Raw genomic sequence first — 19609 nt, forward strand, 5'->3', positions numbered from 1 at the left:
TTCCGTTGAACACATTCGGCGTCGGCGCCACTTCACTCCTCCGAGGTATCCGATAGATTTCGCTGCCCGCGTATATCTCGTGATAGCGTGAAAACAGGTGGTCGAGTCGGCTTCAAGCCGCCGCAATCAGCCGGATATCCTCGCTGCCATCCCGCTCCAGCTGCGCGACCAACCCCAATTCCCAATCGAGGTAGTCGCGAAAGCCCTGGTCGCGCGCCGAGAGATCGTCGAACAGGTACGGACTGATGCTTTGGTCGTCGTCGCCCGTCAGCACGCCATCGGCGCCTTGCGCCAGCGGCAGGCCCTGCGCCTGCCAGGCGCGGGTGCCGCCGAGCAGGTAGCGCACCGGGCGGCCGGTGCGCCAGGCCAGTTCGGCCGCCGCCACGGCGGCAAGCACGCCGTCGGGCGAGGTCAGCACGATCGTGCGCTGCGTGTCGACCGGCAGGAACTCATGCAGGCGATCCGGCGCGGCGTAGCGCGCGCCCGGCAGGTGGCCGCGCTCGTAGGCCAAGCGCGATTCGATGTCGAAGACCTCCGCCGAACCCGCGTCGATAGCCGTCTGCAAGGCCTGCGGCCGCAGCGCCGGCACGTCGGGCCGGTGCCGCAGCACCCGCCGCGGTTCGGCGCCGCGTTCCAACGGCGCCAGCGCCGGCGGCTGGTACAGGTAGACCTCGACCGCGCCCAGTTGCGCCAGCCAGGCGCCGGTGGTCTGGGCGCGCACGCCGTCCCAGTCGGCCAGCACTACGCGCGCGCGCCGGGTGGCCAGGTACTCGTCGGTGGCCTGCACCAGCTGGCCGCCAGGGGCCCAGCGCCAGCCCGGCAGGTGGCCGGTCTCGTATTCCTCGCGGGTGCGCACGTCGAACTTGTACAGCGTGCGCGTGCCCTGCTCGGCCTCGAAGGCGCGCAACGTGGCCGCGTCGATATGGCCGATGCCGGCACGCTGCGCCACGCCGCGCGCCTGCTCGCGCGCGGCGGCGGCGCTGTCGGCCGACGGTTCGGGCAGCGCCGCCTGGCGGCCATAGGCCAGCTCGCGGCCGGACAGCAGCCATTCCATGGTGCCGTTGCGCAGCGACGCGACGCGGTTCGGGATGCCGGCGTCGATCAGCGTCTGCGCGCCGACAATGCTGCGCGTGCGGCCGGCGCAGTTCACCACCACGAAGGTCTTGGGATCCGGCGCCAGCTCGCGGATGCGGTAGACCAACTCGGCGCCCGGCAGGCTGTGCGAGAACGGCAGCGTGAAGTTGTGGAATTCCTCGGGCGTGCGGCTGTCGACCACCACGATGTCGTCGCCGCGCGCGACCCGCTCGTGCAGGTCGTCGACGTCGATCCACGGCGTGTGCTTTTCGTGTTCGATGACTTCGCCGAACGCCTTGCTGGGCACGTTGGTGCCAGAGAACAGTTCGCGCCCTTCCCGCTCCCAGCCGTCGGTGCCGCCGGCCAGCACCGAGATGTCGGTCCAGCCCAGGCGCGTCAGCTTGGCGGCGGCCTGGTGCGCCAGGGTCTCGTCGTCGTCCACCAGCACGATGCGGGTGTCGCGGCGCGGCACCAGGCGGTCAGCCAGCACCTCCAGGCGCCACAGCGGCGCCGGCACCGCGTACAGCAGATGGCGGCGGGCGTAGCGGCCTGCTTCGCGCACGTCCAGCACGGCGATCTCGGCCTCGCCGCGCAAAGCCTCCTGCAACCCGGCGGGCGACAGGCGCGCATGGTAGATCGCGGCGGGCGGCGAAAAGGTGCGGTAGGCGCCGCCGGCGGTGCTCTCGAACACCACGCGGCCGTGCAGGCGGTCGAGCGCCAGGCCGTAGAAATGCAGGTGCGCGCCGGGCGCGTCGCCCACCAGTTCGATGGTGTGCACGTCGGCCGGTCCCAGCACGATGGAATCGCCCACCGCCACATCCACCCGCCGTACGTGGGTCAGCACGTCGCGCCCCGGCTCATTGCCGGCACTGCGCGCATAGACCTCGTTGCGCTCGTTGCCCGCCACGCCGGCGATGATGGCCCAGGTTGTGTGGTCATGCGGCGGCTGCGCCTTGCCGGGCTCGCCCAGCGACAGATACAGCGCGTAGCCGCCGTCGGCGTCCTCGGCCAGGCGGTAGATCGAGGTGGGCCGCCCGGGCACCACCGCAAAGGCCTCGGCGGGAAACAATTCCGCGCGGCGTCCGAGCGCTTCGAGCAGGCGGGCCACCGGCGCCAGCTGTTCGGGCGTGGCCCGCGCGGGGTCCGGCACCAGCGCCTTGACCTGCGCGATGAAGTCGCGCACGGCGCGCGCGCGTTCGGTATCGTGACGGAAAGCGGCCGCGGCCGCGTGGGGATGGGTGCTCATGGGATCCGGCATTCCTGGGGTTGAAGAACCGGATCAGCCTACGTCCGCGACCGGGCGCGGACAACGTAGAAATGCGTCTATGGTTATGCGGACGGCGATGCGCGCATGCCCGCCGGCCGGCACGGCGCGGCATCGCGCCAGGCGCGCAGGCCACGCAGCCGCGCGGCCGCGCCTGGTCTCAGGCTTCGCCCTTGAGCGCCTGGTCCACCACCGCGCGCGTCAATGTCGGCACGAACATCTCGATGAAGTGGAAGGCATACCCGCGCAGCCAGGCCCCGCGACGGATCGCCAGGCGCGTCAGGTTGATCTCGAACAGGTGGCGGGCGTCGATGGCGCACAGCCGCGTGTCGCGCTCGGCGTCCCAGGCGACGGCGGCCACGATGCCTACGCCCAGTTCGAGCTCGACATAGGTCTTGATGACGTCGGCGTCCATCGCCGTCATGACGATGTCGGGCGTGATGCCGGCGCGGGCGAAGGCCTCGTCGATATGGGCCCGGCCGGTGTAGCCGCGCCCGTAGGTGATGATGGGATAGCGCGATAGCTGCGACAGGCTGATGCCGCCGTCCACCGCGGCGAGCGGATGCCCCTTGGGCACGATGACGCTGTGGCTCCAGCGGTAGCACGGCAGGTTCAGCAGGCCGGGATAGTCGGCCACCGCCTCGGTCGCCACGCCGATGTCGGCCTCGCCTTCCAGCAACATCTCGGAGACCTGCTTGGGCGAACCCTGGTGCAGGTGCAGCACCACCTCGGGATAGCGCTGGCGGAATTCCTTGATCACCGGCGGCAAGGCGTAGCGCGCCTGCGAATGCGTGGCCGCGATCGACAGCACGCCCTTGCGGCTGTCGGCGTACTCAGCGCCGGCATGACGGATGTTGTCGGCGCATTGCAGTATCTGCTCGACCAGCGGCAGGATCTGCTCGCCCGGCGGTGTCAGGCCGATCAGGCGCTTGCCCGAGCGCACGAAGATGTCGACGCCGACCTCCTCCTCCAGCTCGCGGATCTGGCGGCTGACGCCTGGCTGCGAGGTATGCAGGCTTTCGGACACATCGGTCAGGTTGAAATCGCGGCGCACGGCCTCGCGCACGGAACGCAGTTGCTGGAAGTTCATGGGATGCCGCCGCCTAGCCGAGAAATGCCAGTTGATTGCCGCTGGGGTCCTTGACGTACATGACGCGCGGCGAGGCGTCGGGCAGCGAACAGACCGGATGAAAGCCGGCGTCGCGCAGCCGCAGCAGGATATCGTCGTAGGCGCGGGTGCGGATGGCCAGGTAGTCGGCCCTGAGCTCGCGGCTGACCTCGGCCACCGGCGACAGCGACAGGGTCGCGTCGCCCAGCGCGAACAGCAGGCGCCCGTCCGGGACCGGCATTTCATCCAGCCCGAGGGTGCCGCGGTAGAACTCGCGCACGGCATCCAATTGCCGCGCCGCGAAGGAAAGCTGTACCGATCCGATCGAAGAAATAGAAGACATGCCCTGCCGCCAACCGTGGAACAAGGCAAATTCTAGACCCCGAGGGTACAACCGGACAAAGAGGTTGTAATTGCTTCTACATAATCAGAATCCCTAAAGAAATGTGGTCATTTGCATATGCGTCAGGCGCTGCGGCGCAGGCCGTCGCGGACCGCGCCGAAGGCCCGGTCGAGGTCCTCGACCAGGTCCAGCGGATGCTCCAGGCCGATGTGCAGGCGCACCACTTCATGGCCGCCCTGCCACACGCTGTGCTCGGCCAGCCGTTCCGGCGCCGCTTCCAGCGCCAGGCTCTCGTAGCCGCCCCAGGACGCGCCAATGGAGAAATAGCGCAGCGCGTCGATGAAGCGGGCCGCGGCACCCGGCTGGCCGGCCTTGAACGCGAACGACACCAGGCCGCTGGCGCCGCTGAAATCACGCCGCCACAGCGCATGGCCCGGATCCTGCGGCAACGCCGGGTAAAAGACCCGCTCCACATCGCCATGGCGCGACAGGTATTCGGCCACGCTCAGCGCGTTCTGGTGGTGGCGCGCCAGCCGCACGTCCAGCGTGCGCAGGCCGCGCAGCGTCAGGTAGGCATCGTCCGCGCCCACCGCCAGGCCGAGCGCGTCGTAGGTGGCGCCGACCTGCCGCGCCAGCTCGGGGCTGTCGACCGTGACCACGCCCATCATCACGTCGGAATGGCCCGCCAGGTACTTGGTGGCGGCCTGGATCGAGATGTTGGCGCCCAGCGCCAGCGGCTGGTAGTAGAGGCCGCCGCTCCAGGTGTTGTCGGTGGCAACCAGCACGCCGCGGCTGCGCGCCTGGGCGGCCAGCGCCGGCAGGTCCAGCACTTCGAACAGCAGCGAGCTGGGCGACTCCAGGTACAGCAGCCGCGTGTTGGGGCGGAAACGTTCGGCCAGATCGTCGCGGCCGGGCGAGAAGTATTCGACCTCGATGCCGTAGCGCTGCAGCAGCGCCTTGTCGACGCGCCGCACCGGCGAATAGACGCTGTCCGACACCAGCGCATGCTCGCCCGGCGTCAGGGTGGCCAGCAGCACCAGCACAATGGCCGACAGGCCGGACGGAGCCAGGATGCTGCGGTGGCCGCCTTCCAGCGACGCGACCGCCGCTTCCAGCGCCTGGTGCGTGTCCAGTCCATGGCGGCCATAGGTGGCGACGCGTTCGCCGGCGGCGCGCTGCGCGTTCAGCGCGGCATGGGTGGCGGTGTCGGCAAAGCGCACGGTGCTGGTGCGCACCACCGGCACGTTGACCGGGCCGGCGCCCTGCTTCAGGTCGGGGCTGCCGGCATGCACCAGCCGGGTCTGGACACGGGCGTGGTCGAGGCTCATGCGCGCTGCTCCTGGCCGGGCTTCATCTGGGTGGCGTTGTAGTTGACGATCTCGCCGGTGGCTAGGTCGATGCCGATGCGGCCCGACAGCGTCTCCAGCGGCTGCCCATACAGGTGGAAATGCAGGGTGGGCGCATCGCCGGTGACGTGGATGCTGTGGATGTCGTCCGGCAGGAACGACACCGACTGTCCAGGCTGCACCACCACTTCGCGCACCTGTTCCAGCGTGGCGCGGCCGGCCTGCGAGCCGTCGTCGCTGCGGCGGTAGACGCGGTTCAGCTCCTGGCCCGACAGCGCCACGATCACCGCCCAGGTGGTGTGGTTGTGCGGCAAGGTGGTCTTGCCCGGGTTGATCGAGTTCAGGTAGAGCGCCGGTTCGCCGGCGGCGTCGTCGGGATTGAGGCGGTAACGGGTCGAGGCCCCCACGCCCTGCCCCGGCGCGGGCGGCGCGAATTCGGTGGCGGGAAACAGCGCGCGCTGTTGCGCCAGTTGCTCCAGGCGCGTGGTAATCCGCGCCAGCAGGTCGCGCGTCAGCGGCGCGGCGGCCAGCAGGCCGCGGATGTCGGCCAGGGCGTCCTGCACCTGCTGGCGGCGTTCGAGAGTAACGGAAGATTCGGTGGTCATGTCGGCTCCGGGTTGCGGAAAGGCATCACACTGCGAGGCGCAGCGGGTCAAAGGTCAGGTAGGCGTCGATCGGATCGGCCTGGGCGCGCCTCACCGGCGGCTCGGCCGAGGCGCGTTGCAGGAAGGCGCGGGTGCGCTCGCTGTCGGGCCGGCCGAAAATGCGGGCCGGCGGCCCGTGCTCGACGATGCGGCCGGCCTCGGTGAAGTACACCGTGTCGCTCACCTCCTGGGCGAAACGCATTTCGTGCGTGACCAGCACGCAGGTCAGGCCGTCCTGCACCAGGTCGCGGATCACGGTCAGCACTTCGCCCACCATTTCCGGATCCAGCGCCGAGGTCACTTCGTCGAACAGGATCAGTTCGGGCCGCAGGGCCAGCGCGCGGGCAATGGCCACGCGCTGCTGCTGGCCGCCCGACAGCTCGCCCGGATAGGCGTTTTCCTTGTGGTCCATGCGCACCTTGGCCAGCAGTTCGCGCGCCAGCGCCTGGGCCTGGGCACGCGGCTGGCCGTTGACCTTGATGGGCGAGATCACCAGGTTCTCCAGCACGCTCAGGTGCGGGAACAGGTTGTATTGCTGGAAAACGAAGCCCACGCGCTTGCGCAAGGCGATCAGTTCGGACTCGCTCTTGAGCGCGTCGACCCGCACGCCGCCGACCTCGATCTCGCCGCGCTGCGGCCGCAGCAGGCCGGTGATGCAGCGCAGGATGGTGGACTTGCCCGAGCCCGACGGGCCGATGATGGAGACAGCCTGGCCCGGACGGACCTCGACGTCGATCCCCTTGAGCACCTCGGTCTGCCCGAAGGCCAGGTGCACGTCCCGCAGGCTGACCAGCGGGATCTCGGCGGCGCGGGCGCCGTTGTCAATGATGCGCATAGCGTCGTTCCAGATGGCGCGTCCAGCGCGCGATGGGATAGCAATAGGCGAAGAACAGCGCCAATAGCGTGAAATAGACCAGGATGGTGAAGTCGCTGCGCGCCACCGTGTTGCTGGCCACCGTGGCCGTGTCGACCAGGTCGTGCACGCCGACCAGCGAGGCCAGCGAGGTGCTCATGGTGATGCTGGCGTACAGGTTCATCCACGACGGCAGCATGCGCCGCACGCACTGCGGCAGCACGATCATGCGGAAGATCTGCGCGCGCCGGAACGCCAGCGATTGCGCCGCCTCCCACTGCGCCTCGGGGATCGACTGGATCGCGCCGCGGAAGATCTCGGCAACGTTGGCGCTGGCCGGCAGGCCCAGCCCGATCACCACCTTGATCCAGTCCGGGAATGGCAGGTTCCAGCCGCCCAGGTTCAGTTCGAACGGGAACACGTAGGTGGTGAAGTACACCAGCACCAGGATCGGCGCGTTGCGGAACGCCAGCACATAGGCGCGCGTCAGGCGCCGCAGCGGCCTGGACGGCGAGAGCGACAGCGCGCCCACCACCAACCCCAGCGCCGTGCCTAGCGCCATCGCCAGCACGCTGATCTGCACGTTCATGCCCAGCCCACGCAGCAGCGCCGGCGACCAGTGCCACAGGTGCCGCACCGCGGGCGGGGCGGTATCGGTCAGCGCCCAGGCGACGCCCAGGATCACCAGGGCCAGCAGCAGCACCACCCACGGATCGCGCAGCCATGCCAGCCATCCGCCACCCGCCCGGCGCGCCGCGGCCGCATTCAATACCAGTTCATTGGCCATAGCCAGGCATCCTCAGGCGCGCTTCGAGCCAGCGTCCGGCGACACTCACCAGCCAGGTCAGCAGGCCGAAATACAGCAGGATCAGCAGCAGCAGTTCCAGCACGTTGTCGCGGTGCGACCAGATCATGATGGACTCGTAGGTCACGTCGCCCACCGCAATGGCCGAGGCGATCGCGGTCATCTTCACCAGGTCCACCAGATTGTTGACCAGCGCCGGCAGCGCGAAGCGCAGCGCCAGCGGCAGCTGCACCTGCGCCAGGATCTGGCGGCGCGAGAAGGCCAGCGAACGCGCCGCCTCCAGCGTCACCGCCGGCACCGCCTCGATGCCGGCGCGCAGCGCCTCGGCATGGAACACGCCCTTGTGCAGCGCCACCACGATCACCACCCACATGAACGGCGTGATCGGGCTGCCGCCACCCAGCTTCTGCGTGATCAGCATGTTCAGCACCAGGAAGGCGCAATACAGCTGCACCAGCGTCGGCGTATTGCGGGTCAGTTCGACGAAGGCCTGCAGCGGCCGCGCCAGCCAGGGCCGGCCGCTGGTGAGCCCGGCCGCGATCAGCACGCCGAACAGCAGGCTGACGGGAATGGTCCAGGCGCACAATTGCAGCGTCACCAGCAGGCCGTGGCCGAAGGCGGACAACTCGCCCGGATCCAGCACGAAGCCGTAGTTCAGGCCCAGGGGCTTGAAGAAATGCACCCAGGCCTGCAATGCCTGTTCGATCATGCGGCCGCCTCCAGCGCCAGCGCCGCGCCCCGCTTTATTGCTCGTCTGTTCATCGGTTCTTTCGCCAGGCTCAGCTGCCCTGCTTGTACTTGTCGTGCAGTTCCTGCAGCAGCGGCTGCGCCGGCTGGATGCCCAGGCGCTTCTCGGTGGCGATCAGCCAGCCGCTGCGGTGCCAGCCCTGGATCACCTTGTCGACGGCGGCGATGGTGTCGGCCTCGCCCTTGCGGGTCCACACCACCGAATTGGCCGGCAGCACTTCCGTGGCGATGGGCGCGTGGTAGTCGGCCCATTCGGGATTGGTGCGCAGCAGCGGATGGATCAGGGTCGAATCGTGCACCGCCGCCACGCACTGGCCGCCGCGCAGCGCCAGCAGCGAGTCCGAAGAACTCTTGTAGCCCTTGACCACCGCGCCGTAGTCGGCCTGCAGGGGCCGCGCGAAACTGCTGCCCTGCGACACGCAGACCGGCTTGCCGCGCAGGTCTTCCCACTTGGCGATGCCGCTGTCCTTGCGGGTGGCGGCCGCGCCGCCCACGCGGAAGAACGGCGTCGGCGCGTAGCCCAGGATCTCGGCGCGCTCCGGATTCAGCTCCATCGACGCGATCAGCAGATCGACCTTGCCCGAGATCAGGAACTGGGTGCGGGTGGCGGTCTGCACCTGCACCAGCTCGGCCTTCACGCCCAGGCCCTTGGCCAGTTCACGCGCCAGGTCGGGGTTCCAGCCGACCAGCTGCTGCGTGGCCGGGTCGATCGAGCCGAACACGCCGCCGTTGGCCAATACGCCGATGGTGACGGTGCCGCGTTCCTTGATCTTGTCCAGCGTGGCGTCGGCGTGGGCGCCGGTGGCGCCGGCCGCCAGGGCCAGCGCGACGGCCGCCTGCAGGATACGGCCGGAGATATTGCGAGTCTTCATGTTGTTGTGTCGTAGGCATTGAACGAAGTTCTATGCTGCGGTCCGGCGCCGCACAACACAAAGAAGACTTTCAGATATGAATATGAAACCGCTGTTGCGGCGCGTCTACTGGAGCTTGACGTCGGCCGTGGCGATCACGCGCCGGTAGGTGGCGATGTCGTCGCGCACGGTCTGGTCCACGGCTTCCGGCGTGCTGGCGGCGATGGCGAAGCCCAGGTTCTCCAGCAGCGTGGCGGTCTCCGGTTCGCGCAGCACGGCCACCACGTCGCGATGGATGCGCTCGACCAACGCCGCCGGGGTCGAGGCCGGCACCACGAAGCCCTGCCAGCTCTCGACCGCGTAGTCGGCCAGCCCCGCCTCCTGCATGGTCGGCACCTCGGGCAGCGCCTTGGAGCGGTACGGCGTGGTCACCGCCAGCGCCACCAGCTTGCCCGAGCGCACGTTCTCGGTGGCGGCGGCCAGCGTGATCAGCATGGCGTCCACGTGGCCGCCCAGCACATCCAGCGTGGCCGGCCCCCCGCCCGGATAGGGAATCTGGTTGGTCTTGGCGCCGATGCGTTCGTTGAGCAGTTCCACCGCCAGGTGCTGCAGGCTGCCGTTGCCGCCGGGCAGCGCCAGCGAGATCTCGCCGGGCCGGCTGCGCACCAGCGCCACGAATTCCTGGAAGGTCTTCACGCCCAGGCCCGGGCGCACCACCAGCAACTGCGGATTGACCACCGCCTTGGTCACGCCGCGCAGATCGCGCAACGGGTCGTACAACGGCTTGCCGGGTTGCAGCGCGTTCAGCGACAAGGCGTCGCCGCCCAGCAGCAGCGTGTAGCCGTCGCCGCGCGCATGCGCCACCGCGGCATTGCCGATGGCGCTGCTGGCGCCGGGCTGGTTCTCCACCACCACGCTCTGCCCCCACTTCTCGCTCAGCTTCTGCGCCACGGTGCGCGCCAGCTTGTCGGCGCTGCCGCCGGCCGCGATCGGCACGATCAGCTTGACCGGCCGGCTCGGATAGCGCGTGGCGTCGTCGGTGGCGGCCGGCGCGGCGCCGGTCATGTTGCTCAACAAGCCCGCGCCCACCGCCACGCCGCCGGCCAGGCCGAGCGCGGCCTTCAGTACGGATCTGCGTCGATTGCCCATCATCCTGCTCCCTGCGGAAATTCGGAGCAGGCCAGGATAGGAGCGCGCCGCGCGCCGGACAAATACCGATGCGCAATGTGGAAATGCCGGGGCGGCCCTCCGCCGGGGCGGTCCTTCGCCGGGGCGGACCCTTGCCGTGTCCGCCGCTTGCCGCGCCGCCGTTTTCCGGGGCGGCCGTCTGCCGCGGCGGTCGCGCCCGGCTACGCCAGGAACGCCAGCATGCGCCGCGCCAGCTCGCGCGGCTGCTCCTCCGGCAAATAGTGGCCGCAATCGGCCAGCACCCCGCCGCGCAGGTCGCGCGCCAGCGGCCCCAGCGCCTCGTACAGATCGGGCGCGCTGCCGTGTTCGCCGCCCAGCGCCAGCACCGGCAGCGTCAACGGCGTCTCGCGCAACGCCCGGTTCTGCTCGGCCGACTGGTGCGCCGCGCGGTAATAGCCCAGCATGCCGCGCAAGCCGCCCAGCGTCTGGTAGACGCGCTCGTACTCATCCAGGTCGGCGCGGCTGAACACGCCGGGCTTGTTGGCGGTCTTGCGGCTGAAGAACCACTCGATCAGCACCCGCTCGCGTCCCTGCAAGAGCGCTTCGGGCAGGTCGGGCACGGTGTTGAAGAGGAAATGCCAGCGCTTCCAGTTGTCCGGTCCCAACTCGAAGCTGGCGGGCAGCGTCACGCCGGGGATGTTCGCGTCCAGCAGCACCAGCCGCTCGACCTCGTCGGCGTGGCGCGCCGCGTAGGGATAGGCGATCCAGGCGCCGATGTCGTGCCCGGCCAGCGCGTAGCGCGTCAGGCCCAGCGTGTGGAACAGCGCCCGCAGGCGCTCGCCCGCCGCGCCGGTGTCGTAGCCGTCCAGCGGCTTGTCCGAGTCGCCCTGCCCGGGCAGGTCCACCGCATAGAGGCGGAAGTGCGGCGCCAGCAGGGGCATGACCCGGCGCCACGCGTACCAGCTCTGCGGAAACCCCGCCAGCAGGACCAGCGTCGGCCCGGCGCCGCCTTCCACCACGTGATAGCCCAGGCCGTCCACCCGCACCTGCCGGTGGCGGAACGGCACGCCGTCCAGCGCGAAGGCGTCGGCGTCGTTGAAGGTATCCATCGTCCGTCTCCGTTCAATGCAGCGCGCCGCCGCCTTCCTTGACGTCCGCCGTGACGGCCAGCGAAGTCGCCACCATCACCTTCACGCCTTCGATCAGCGTCTCCAGCGCCAGGCTGGGCTGGCCAGGATGATGGACCGCCATCTCCGGCAGGTACGGCACGTGCACGAAGCCGCCGCGCAACGCCGGACGCTCGGTGGCGATGTAGTGCGACAGGCCGTAGAAGATGGTGTTGCAGTTGTAGGTGCCCGCCGTCGACGACACCGACGCCGGCACGCCCGCGCGCCGCAGGTCGCGCACGATGGCCTTGATCGGCAGGGTCGAGAAATAGGCCGCCGGGCCGCCCGCCACCACCGGTTCGTCGATCGGCTGGCGGCCTTCGTTGTCGGGGATGCGCGCGTCCACCACGTTGATCGCGACGCGTTCGATCGACACGTCGCCGCGGCCGCCCGCCTGGCCCAGGCAGATCACCAGGTCCGGTTGCGTGTCATCGATGGCTTGGCGCAGCACGCCCACCACTTTGCCGATCACGCACGGCAGTTGGCGCGCCACCAGGGTGGCGCCGGCCACTTGCGCGCCATCGAGCCGCCGCGCGGCTTCCCAGGAGGGATTCAGGGTTTCGCCATCGAACGGTTCGATGCCGGTAATCAGTACGGTCGTCATTGCGCAGTCCTTCGATTCCATTGCTGCCAGCCATGGTAGGACCGCGCCCTGGAATTGTTGAAATCCATAATTGCTATTCGTACTATTGATGGCATGAATCTTTCCGCCGTCGACCTGAACCTGCTGGTCGCCTTCGAGGCGCTCTACGACACCCGCAACGTGACCCTGGCCGGCCAGCGCATCAACCGCGCCCAGCCCTCGGTCAGCAGCGCGCTGGGCCGCCTGCGCCTGCTGTTCCAGGACGAGCTGTTCCTGCGCACCGCCGACGGCATGCAGCCCACGCCCAAGGCCGTCGCGCTGATGCCGGCCGTGAGCGCGGCGCTGGACCAGATCCGCCAGGCGCTGGCGCAAGGCGCCGGCTTCGATCCCCAGGCCGCCGCCGGCCGCCGCTTCACCGTGGCGGCCAGCGACTACGCCGACGTGGTGATCGTGCCGCACATCGTCGCGGCGCTGCGGCGCGACGCGCCCGGCATCGACCTGCGCATCGCGCGGCTCGACCGCGCCGCCCTCTACGAGCAACTGGACAACGGCAGCGTCGACCTGGCCATCGGCGGCCACCTGGCGCCGCCCAAGCGCATGCTGCGCGAACGGCTGTACCAGGAACACTTCGTCTGCATCGCCGACAGGCAGCATCCAGCGCTGCGCTGCCGCAAGCTGGACCTGGCGCGCTACGTGGCGCTGCCGCACGCGCTGTTCACGCCCAGCGACGACGGCTCGGCGCGCGGCGTGGTGGACGCCAGCCTGGCGCGGCTGGGCCAGCGGCGCCGGGTGGCCTGCACCTTCGCCCACATCGTCGCGCTGCCGCACGCGGTGCAAGGCACCGACCTGGTGGCCACGCTGGCGCGGCGCGCCGCCTTGCGGCTGGCCGGCCCCGGACTGACGCTGCGGCCGCTGCCGCCCGAGGTCGACCCGGGCCCTTTCGATATCGACATGGTGTGCAGCCGGCGCGCGCCCGGCGACGCGGCGCTGGCGTGGCTGCAACAGGTGGTCCGCGACGCCGCCGCGCGGCTGGCGGATTGACCGGACGCCCATGAAAAAAGCCGGCCCCCTGTATGGGAGCCGGCTTGGCGTGCCGGGCGGCGCGCTGCCGCCTCACGGCGATCTCAATTGGCTTTTTCGTCCTCGCCGGCATAGCCGCTGATGTAGGGGCGGCCCGAGCAGCGCACCATCGCCACGCAATTGGGCAGGCCGCTCTTGGCGCTGCAGGTGTTGCGCGCCGCATCGCGCGCCGCCTTCGGATCCGGATCGAGCGCGGTGTAGCTGGTGCCGCGCCCCTTCACGCCCTTGGCCCAGGCCATGCCGACGCAGGTGTCGCGGTAGGTCAGCACCTTGGTGCAGCCCGTGCATTCATCCCATTCCAGCAGTTGGTTGAGGGCGTCCTTCTCATTGGGGTAGCCGTCCGAGTAGGTCAGGTCGCCCGAGTCCTTCTCGGCGACGGCGCCCCAGTATTCGCGGTCGTTGAGCTTGGCGGACAGAGCTTCCAGCTCGGCGGGCGTGGCCCTTCTGGCCGCTTCCATGTCCTGCGCACTGTAGCCCGGCCCGACGCACAGCGGCATCGTGGTCAGCCAGCATTTGCCGTTGGGGCTGCCGGCGGTGCAGCGTCGGATCGCCTTCTTGGCCGCCATTTCCGGCGACACGCTGTTGCCGGGGAACAGGTCGTTCGAGGTATTGCGGGCATACGTCATGCAACTGTCCGAAAACCAGCTCAGCGATTTGCAGTCCTTGCCGCCGCCCTGGCGGCAGGCCGCCAACGCCGCCGCTTCGGCCGCCTTTTCCGAATCCTCGGGCAGCGCCCAATAGATCTTGGCGTGCTTGCCATCCGTCGCAATGCCGCCATACAGTTTGTCGGCATGCGCCTGCGGCGCGAACAGGCCGGCCATCAACGCCAGCGCGCCGAGCGCCGCGCGGATAGTCGGGGAAAATCGGGCAAATAGCATGGTCGGTGTCCGGATCGGGTGGATTCAGCGGCCACGATCTTAGCAAAGCGGATCGGCCGGTCCGTCCCCTTTGCCGATACGACCCGGGCATATTGAGTAACAAATTTCACCATTGGCGCAAGGAAGCTGGCCCCGTTTATCGGTAAAAATGGCGGACATTTCGTAAGCAGGCTGTCAGTCTGCAATCATTCTCCCGTCGCAGGGCTGGCCGCCCCGGCCTGTCACGAAGAGAAACAAAACGCCTGGCGCCCGGCTCGCAATTGCAGCCGCCGCGCCCGACCGACACGGAGCGCCGACCACAAGCCATGATCTTCCCCCTGCCCCTTTCCGCCCGCCGTCCGATGCTGCGCCTGGCCGCCAGCCTGATCGCCGCCGCCAGCCTGGCCGGATGCGCCCCGATGCCCTCCGGCGGCAGCTCCTCGTTGCCCTCGCTCAGCCGGGTCTTCTCGGAAGGCCTGTCGTTCTCGCCCAGCGTCAACGTCGCCCGCAACATGCAGGGCCGCTCGATCAACGACGCCATCGCGGCGCTGGGCGAGCCGTCCCGGAAACGCGCAGTCGGCAACACCATGGAACTGGAGTGGTCCGACTACCAGGCCGCGCCTTACCAGGAATGGGTGACGACCGGCACCAGCCAGCAGGTCGTCGGCATGATCCCGGCCACCAACACGACCGCCGCGACGCCGGTATTCCAGCAAAGCAGCAGCGGTTATTACCAGGGCCGCACGCGCATTTATGAATGCAAGGTGCTGATGCGCATGAAGGACAGCGTGATTGTCGATTCCACCGTCGACGGCAATGTCTGCCCGGAATTCATCGCCGCGCTGCGTAAATGGGCCGGTGAAAATGAAGCGAAGAATTATGTCGTGAAATAAGGCCCGCGACGGCGCATGACAGGCGTCGCCCGCGCGAACCGATTATCTCGCGATGCGTGGCATCTGTTTTGTCGACATTATTTTGGGAATCCCCCAAAGCTGTCACTTAACTGAATATAAATGCATTCAAAAAAGCAAAAATAAATATCACCGGCAGATTAATTTTCCGCCGCGCCCGCCGTTAGTCATGGTGATACTCCCCGGCAAGCCTCATTGGGCAGTTGTTGCCCGCCAGGACTACCACTGACATGACCACGATCTCCAGCTACACCCCGCCGCTCGTCATCGCCCCGCAGGCGCCGGCGACCGGGGTGTCCCGCGTCACCACCGTCAACCGCAGCCCCGACATCCCCGCGTCCACCTCGGTGACGCTGGGCCAGCCGGCCAACGTGCTGACCTATTCTCCCGAGTCGGTCGCCGCCGGGCAGGTGCAGGAACCCGACGCGCTCTCCTCGCTGATGTCCGACAACGTCCGCGCCGCCTCGCTGACCGGCCAGTTCAAGGGCCTGGCCGCGGCCCTGCTGGGCCGCATGCAGAATGATGGCGGCAACTACGCGCTGACGATTCCCCCGGCCCGCGCCGCCGCGCCGGTGGACGGCATCGCCGCGCCCCAGGGCGCGGCCGTGGCCGACAACTCGGTCGCGCTGCGCATCACCACCGCCAGCGGCGCCAAGGTCACGGTTACCCTGGAAAGCAATGAAAAGGGCCTGGGCGTGCAGATCGACGTGGGCGATGCCAAGCTCACCGAGGAAGAACGCAGCGCCATCGCCGGCCTGTCCAAATCGTTCCAGGACGCCGTCGATGGCCTGGCCTCGGTGCCGCCCAAGCTAGCGCTGGGCGCGCTGGCCAAGTTCAACACCAGCGTGCTGTCGTCGGTGTCGCTGGAAGCCACGGTCGGCGCCGAGGGCCCCGACCGCGTCAGCTTCAATTTCCAGGCCGATGCGGGTCAACGCTCGCTGACGGTCAAGACCGTGGCCGGCTCGGCCCAGATCAACGTCGACGCCAGCCAGCCCAGCCAGTACGGCAGCGCCCAGCAGCAGACGACCGCCATCAACAACTACCTGAGCAAGTTCGACAGCGCCCAGAAGCGCGGCGAAGGCGATGCCACGCTGATGGCCCTGTTCAAGTCGGGTTTCGCGGACCTGCACAAGAGCTACGGCGACTGGGCGCCGCAAGGCACCGCCACGACGCGCCTGGGCATGCCGGCCGAAGTGCATCGCACCATGCTGTCCGGCCTGGCCGACTTCTCCGCCTCGATCAACCAGGCGCCGGTCGCGTCCAATCCGCTGCAGCCGCGCGAATTCGACACCTTCTCCTACGAGACCTCGCAGAACACCACCTCCAGCGGCCGGCCCCAGCTCGACCTGGCGATCACGCAACAGCAGCAATCGTCGCTGAACGCCAGCTTCCACCGCGCGCTCTCGCCCGATCAGAAGCTGAACCTGACCAAGGACCCCGAGTCGCAGAACTACGCGTTCCACCAGATCCGCGACGATTACAGCAACCGCACCGACATCGCCTACGAAGACGGCGAACTGGCCAAGGCCTCCTTCACCGAGTCCAGCACGATGTCGACCCTGGTGAGCAAGTTCGTCAAGGGCAAGCTGGTCGACCAGAGCCGCATCACGCCCACCACCCAGACCCGCACCCAGGACCTGATGGGCCTGCTGCGCGCGGCCGATCTGACCAGCCACCGCGACGACACCCGCACCCCGCGCGACCAGGTCGAGGCCGCCCTGATCCGCAAGCAGGAAGACCTGGCGCAAGCCGTGGCGCGTCTGCGCGGCTGATACGGCGACGCACCCGAAACGGGGCAGGCCCGGCGATTGCGCCGGCCTGCCCCGTCGCTTTTGCCCCGCCGCCCCCGGCGGCTAGGCCTCACGCGGCAGCTTCGCGATCACCTTGATCTCGAAATCGAAACCGTACAGCCAGGTCACGCCCACCGCCGTCAGCGTCGGATGCGGCGCCTGGCCCCAGTACTCGGGCACCACCTGCCAGATGGTCTCGAAGCGGGACGCCGGATCCACCATGAACACCGTCACGTCGATCACGTCCTCGAAGCTGGCGCCCGCTGCCTTCAGGATCGCGTTCAGGTTGTCGAACGCCTGCCGCACCTGCGCCTGCAGGTCGGGTTCGGGCGACCCGTCCTCGCGGCTGCCCACCTGGCCCGACACGAACAGAAAGCCATTCGACCGCACTGCCGGCGAATAGCGGTTGCGTTCATACAGCGCCTGGCGCCCGGCCGGAAAAACCACATCACGCGTTGCCATACTCATTCTCCTGTCCCGGGCCTCAAGCCCGTATTGATGATGCAGGCACTGTACGGACGGCGCGGCCGCCGATAAACGGGCAAGCCTGTCCATCACTGTTTGTAAAATGCAAACAATCCCCTGATCCCTGGAGTGGCGATGGATCGTTTCGACGCAATGCAGGCCTTCGCCCGCGTGGTGGAAACCGGCAGCTTCACCAAGGCGGCCGAGACGCTGCACATGAGCAAGACCAGCGTCACCCAGCTGGTGCAGCAGCTCGAGGCCCGCCTGCGCGTGCGCCTGCTCAACCGCACCACGCGCAAGGTCAACGTCACCGCCGACGGCGCGGTCTACTACGAACGTGTGCTGCGCCTGCTGGCCGACATGGACGACGCCGAGACCAGCCTCTCCGTCGCCGCGTCCGTGCCGCGCGGCCGGCTGCGGGTCGACGTGCCCAGTCCGCTGGCGCGCATGATCCTGGTGCCCGCCCTGCCCGCCTTCCATGCGCGCTACCCGGACATCCAGCTCGACATGGGCGTGAGCGACCGCATCGTCGACGTGATCGGCGAGAACGTCGACTGCGTGGTGCGCGGCGGCGAGCTGACCGACCAATCCCTGATGGCGCGGCGCGTCGGCGACCTGCAATTGCGCGTCTATGCCGCGCCCGCCTACCTGCAACGGGCCGGCGCGCCCGGCCATCCGCGCGATCTCGAGGACAGCCACCACCGCATCGTCGGCTTCCTCTGGTCACGCAGCGGCAAGCCCCTGCCCTACGCCATGCATCGCGGCGACGAAAGCATCCACGCGCACGGACGCTATGTGGTCGCGGTGGACGACGGCAACGCCTACCTGGCGGCGGGGCTGGCCGGCATGGGCATTCTGTGGCTGCCGGACTACATGGCCCGCGACCACGCCGCGCGCGGCGAACTGGTGCCGCTGTTCGAGGACTGGCGGCTTGATTCGATGCCGCTGTACATCGCCTTCCCGCCCAACCGGCACGTCAGCGCCAAGCTGCGGGTGTTCATTGACTGGGTGGCGGAACTGATGGCGGAGCATGCGCCGGTGAGCGGCGCGGGCCGAGCGGGCGCTGCTGGTTGATACTGTTTCCGGCCGCAATCCAGCCAGGATCAGGCGGCAAACAGGCCCCGCGCGCAGGCGGCCATGGCCAACAGGGCCAACGCATAAGGGACCAGCAATCCATAGGTGGCGCGCTCCCGCAGCGCCAGGCCCAGCGATGCCAGCCGCGCCCGCCTGGCCGTCGCAGGATCGACCTCGTGGCCGTCATAGGCGCAATCGCCATGCTCGGTATAGCGCCCTTCGAACTGCCCCGGCCCGTCATCGCGCCAGCGCGCTCGGAAGTAGAGAATGCGGTCTCCCGACCGTACGGCGTCCTCCAGCGTGATATCGGCCGCGGTGTAGCGCACGGCAGGCACCGGCGCCTGTCCCGGCACCGGCCAGCGGGCCTGTGTCTCGGCCTGCTGCGCCAGATGACGGTTGCGGGCCTGCGCCAGCGCTTCGCGGACGTGCAGGCCCATGCGCGCCACGCGGCGGCGCTCGATATCGGCCCACAAGGCCGAGGCCGCGGCGGCGCGTGGCGCCGAGCGGTGATATCGCCACAGCAAGCCGGCCAACAGCACCAGCGCGCCGACTCGCATGACCAGTCCGTACTGCCCGGGCGCCCAGGCGCCGGGCGGCGTGATCGCCGCCAGCAGCAGGACCAGCAGCGCCACGGCAACGAGCGCGCGGCGGGGATGGGCGTCGATTCGTGGCATGGCAACCTGTAGCGATGGCTTCGGGCCGCAAATCGTAGCCCGCCGCCAGGCAATTTGAAACATCGACCAACGTTATGTTTAACCTTGCCCCGCCGCGCCCTCGGAAATTCGCTAGCATTCACCCGCCAGCAACAATACCGGGAACCGAGGGGCCATGAACCTGGACACACACGCCATCCGCATGCGCAGCCGCGCCAAGTCCCGCCCCGCCCCGGCGGCGCTGGCGCCGCGCGCCGCGAGGCCACGCCAATGAGCGAATGGAGCGAGATCAAGGCGCGCTTCAAGCGCCCGCTGAATGCGCTGTTCCTCTGCCTGATGCTGCTGATTTTGTCCCGCGATCTCTTCGACGCCGCGGCCAAGGCGTACCTGCCGCCCGATCCCGCCACGCTGCACGCCATCACCGTGCGCGTGGACAGGTTGGCCGTATGCCCCTACTCGCGGACCGCCAGTTCCCGGCAGAACAGCGGCTACAGGCCCCTTTGCTATTTCTCGAACGACTATCCCGACGTGGCGTTCGAGGCGGGCGCCGTTGTGACCGGCCTCGTCCTGCCACGGACCTTGGAACTGCTGACCGACCGCGAGCCGAACGACCTGAAGAACGTCTACGAGGGCCAGATGTTCAGCGTGCACGTGCCCATCAGGGTTCATGGGGTGCGCCAGATGGACGGCAAGGTGTTGTGGGATCCGGTGGCCACCTACGATAGCGCCTGGTCCAACAAGCAGCGCAAGAAGGCGTATGCCTGGCTCGTGGTGCTGATCGCACTGGGCTGCGCCGCCTACGCCTTCCTCAGGATCCGGGCGATCCTGCGCGATCCGCATCTATGACCTGACGGCCCGTCGCCCCGC

General features: G+C 68.8%; 20 protein-coding genes. 5 read left to right on the forward strand and 15 right to left on the reverse strand.

From position 1 onward, the window contains the following. Window positions 1-112: 112 nt before the first annotated feature. The 12 genes from AC6CR5_RS05930 to pcp form a co-directional block, all read right to left on the reverse strand. Window positions 113-2320, reverse strand: coding sequence for a rhodanese-like domain-containing protein (locus AC6CR5_RS05930; protein ID WP_498085336.1), 2208 nt, complete (start codon window positions 2318-2320; stop codon window positions 113-115). Between the two features lie 178 nt (window positions 2321-2498). After that, window positions 2499-3428: a CysB family HTH-type transcriptional regulator gene (locus AC6CR5_RS05935; RefSeq protein WP_110058875.1), complete on the reverse strand. Its 930-nt coding sequence runs from the start codon at window positions 3426-3428 to the stop codon at window positions 2499-2501. A 13-nt stretch (window positions 3429-3441) separates the two neighbouring features. Further along, on the reverse strand, window positions 3442-3789 hold the full coding sequence (locus AC6CR5_RS05940) for a VOC family protein (protein ID WP_047991613.1): 348 nt from the start codon (window positions 3787-3789) through the stop codon (window positions 3442-3444). 122 nt (window positions 3790-3911) lie between these two features. After that, window positions 3912-5117 (reverse strand): cystathionine beta-lyase, encoded by a 1206-nt coding sequence (gene metC, locus AC6CR5_RS05945; protein WP_053499374.1) that lies wholly within the window; start codon window positions 5115-5117, stop codon window positions 3912-3914. After that, window positions 5114-5740 (reverse strand): cysteine dioxygenase family protein, encoded by a 627-nt coding sequence (locus AC6CR5_RS05950; RefSeq protein WP_047990843.1) that lies wholly within the window; start codon window positions 5738-5740, stop codon window positions 5114-5116. Before AC6CR5_RS05950 ends, metC begins: the two co-directional genes overlap by 4 nt. A 25-nt stretch (window positions 5741-5765) precedes the next feature. Then, window positions 5766-6614 carry an amino acid ABC transporter ATP-binding protein gene (locus tag AC6CR5_RS05955; RefSeq protein WP_498085337.1) on the reverse strand — a complete coding sequence of 283 codons (849 nt, stop codon included), beginning with the start codon at window positions 6612-6614 and terminating at the stop codon, window positions 5766-5768. Then, window positions 6601-7419: an amino acid ABC transporter permease gene (locus AC6CR5_RS05960; protein WP_498085338.1), complete on the reverse strand. Its 819-nt coding sequence runs from the start codon at window positions 7417-7419 to the stop codon at window positions 6601-6603. The genes AC6CR5_RS05955 and AC6CR5_RS05960 overlap by 14 nt, the downstream gene beginning before the upstream one ends. Then, window positions 7409-8146 carry an amino acid ABC transporter permease gene (locus tag AC6CR5_RS05965; RefSeq protein ID WP_053499380.1) on the reverse strand — a complete coding sequence of 246 codons (738 nt, stop codon included), beginning with the start codon at window positions 8144-8146 and terminating at the stop codon, window positions 7409-7411. Before AC6CR5_RS05965 ends, AC6CR5_RS05960 begins: the two co-directional genes overlap by 11 nt. A gap of 70 nt (window positions 8147-8216) precedes the next feature. After that, window positions 8217-9056, reverse strand: coding sequence for a transporter substrate-binding domain-containing protein (locus AC6CR5_RS05970; RefSeq protein WP_006385363.1), 840 nt, complete (start codon window positions 9054-9056; stop codon window positions 8217-8219). A 105-nt stretch (window positions 9057-9161) separates the two neighbouring features. Further along, window positions 9162-10187, reverse strand: coding sequence for a Bug family tripartite tricarboxylate transporter substrate binding protein (locus tag AC6CR5_RS05975; protein WP_498085339.1), 1026 nt, complete (start codon window positions 10185-10187; stop codon window positions 9162-9164). 197 nt (window positions 10188-10384) lie between these two features. Further along, the gene (locus AC6CR5_RS05980; protein WP_498085340.1) at window positions 10385-11272 is read right to left on the reverse strand and encodes an alpha/beta fold hydrolase; all 888 of its coding nucleotides are present in this window, start codon (window positions 11270-11272) and stop codon (window positions 10385-10387) included. 13 nt (window positions 11273-11285) lie between these two features. Then, window positions 11286-11933, reverse strand: coding sequence for a pyroglutamyl-peptidase I (gene pcp / locus AC6CR5_RS05985; RefSeq protein ID WP_498085341.1), 648 nt, complete (start codon window positions 11931-11933; stop codon window positions 11286-11288). A 93-nt stretch (window positions 11934-12026) separates the two neighbouring features. On the opposite strand from pcp, the gene AC6CR5_RS05990 reads away from it, so the two are divergent. Further along, window positions 12027-12953 carry a LysR family transcriptional regulator gene (locus tag AC6CR5_RS05990; protein ID WP_498085342.1) on the forward strand — a complete coding sequence of 309 codons (927 nt, stop codon included), beginning with the start codon at window positions 12027-12029 and terminating at the stop codon, window positions 12951-12953. An 83-nt stretch (window positions 12954-13036) separates the two neighbouring features. On the opposite strand, the gene AC6CR5_RS05995 is transcribed toward AC6CR5_RS05990, so the two are convergent. Next, entirely contained in the window at window positions 13037-13870 is an 834-nt protein-coding gene (locus AC6CR5_RS05995; protein ID WP_498085343.1) for a DUF4189 domain-containing protein, read from the reverse strand. 305 nt (window positions 13871-14175) lie between these two features. On the opposite strand from AC6CR5_RS05995, the gene AC6CR5_RS06000 reads away from it, so the two are divergent. Then, window positions 14176-14742 carry a hypothetical protein gene (locus AC6CR5_RS06000; protein WP_498085344.1) on the forward strand — a complete coding sequence of 189 codons (567 nt, stop codon included), beginning with the start codon at window positions 14176-14178 and terminating at the stop codon, window positions 14740-14742. Between the two features lie 248 nt (window positions 14743-14990). Beyond that, window positions 14991-16532 (forward strand): hypothetical protein, encoded by a 1542-nt coding sequence (locus AC6CR5_RS06005; protein ID WP_047990849.1) that lies wholly within the window; start codon window positions 14991-14993, stop codon window positions 16530-16532. A gap of 81 nt (window positions 16533-16613) precedes the next feature. Here AC6CR5_RS06005 and AC6CR5_RS06010 read toward each other — a convergent pair whose 3' ends face one another. After that, entirely contained in the window at window positions 16614-17012 is a 399-nt protein-coding gene (locus tag AC6CR5_RS06010) for a RidA family protein (protein ID WP_006385355.1), read from the reverse strand. A gap of 138 nt (window positions 17013-17150) precedes the next feature. Here AC6CR5_RS06010 and AC6CR5_RS06015 point away from each other — a divergent pair, with 138 nt between their 5' ends. Then, complete coding sequence (locus AC6CR5_RS06015; RefSeq protein ID WP_047990850.1) at window positions 17151-18089, forward strand: LysR family transcriptional regulator; 939 nt, start codon at window positions 17151-17153, stop codon at window positions 18087-18089. Window positions 18090-18118: 29 nt separating this feature from the next. Here AC6CR5_RS06015 and AC6CR5_RS06020 read toward each other — a convergent pair whose 3' ends face one another. Next, on the reverse strand, window positions 18119-18763 hold the full coding sequence (locus AC6CR5_RS06020) for a hypothetical protein (protein WP_150100461.1): 645 nt from the start codon (window positions 18761-18763) through the stop codon (window positions 18119-18121). 249 nt (window positions 18764-19012) lie between these two features. On the opposite strand from AC6CR5_RS06020, the gene AC6CR5_RS06025 reads away from it, so the two are divergent. Then, complete coding sequence (locus AC6CR5_RS06025) at window positions 19013-19588, forward strand: hypothetical protein (protein WP_498085345.1); 576 nt, start codon at window positions 19013-19015, stop codon at window positions 19586-19588. The last annotated feature ends 21 nt before the right edge of the window (window positions 19589-19609 follow it).

It is taken from the genome of Achromobacter sp. EG18 (assembly GCF_059759395.1).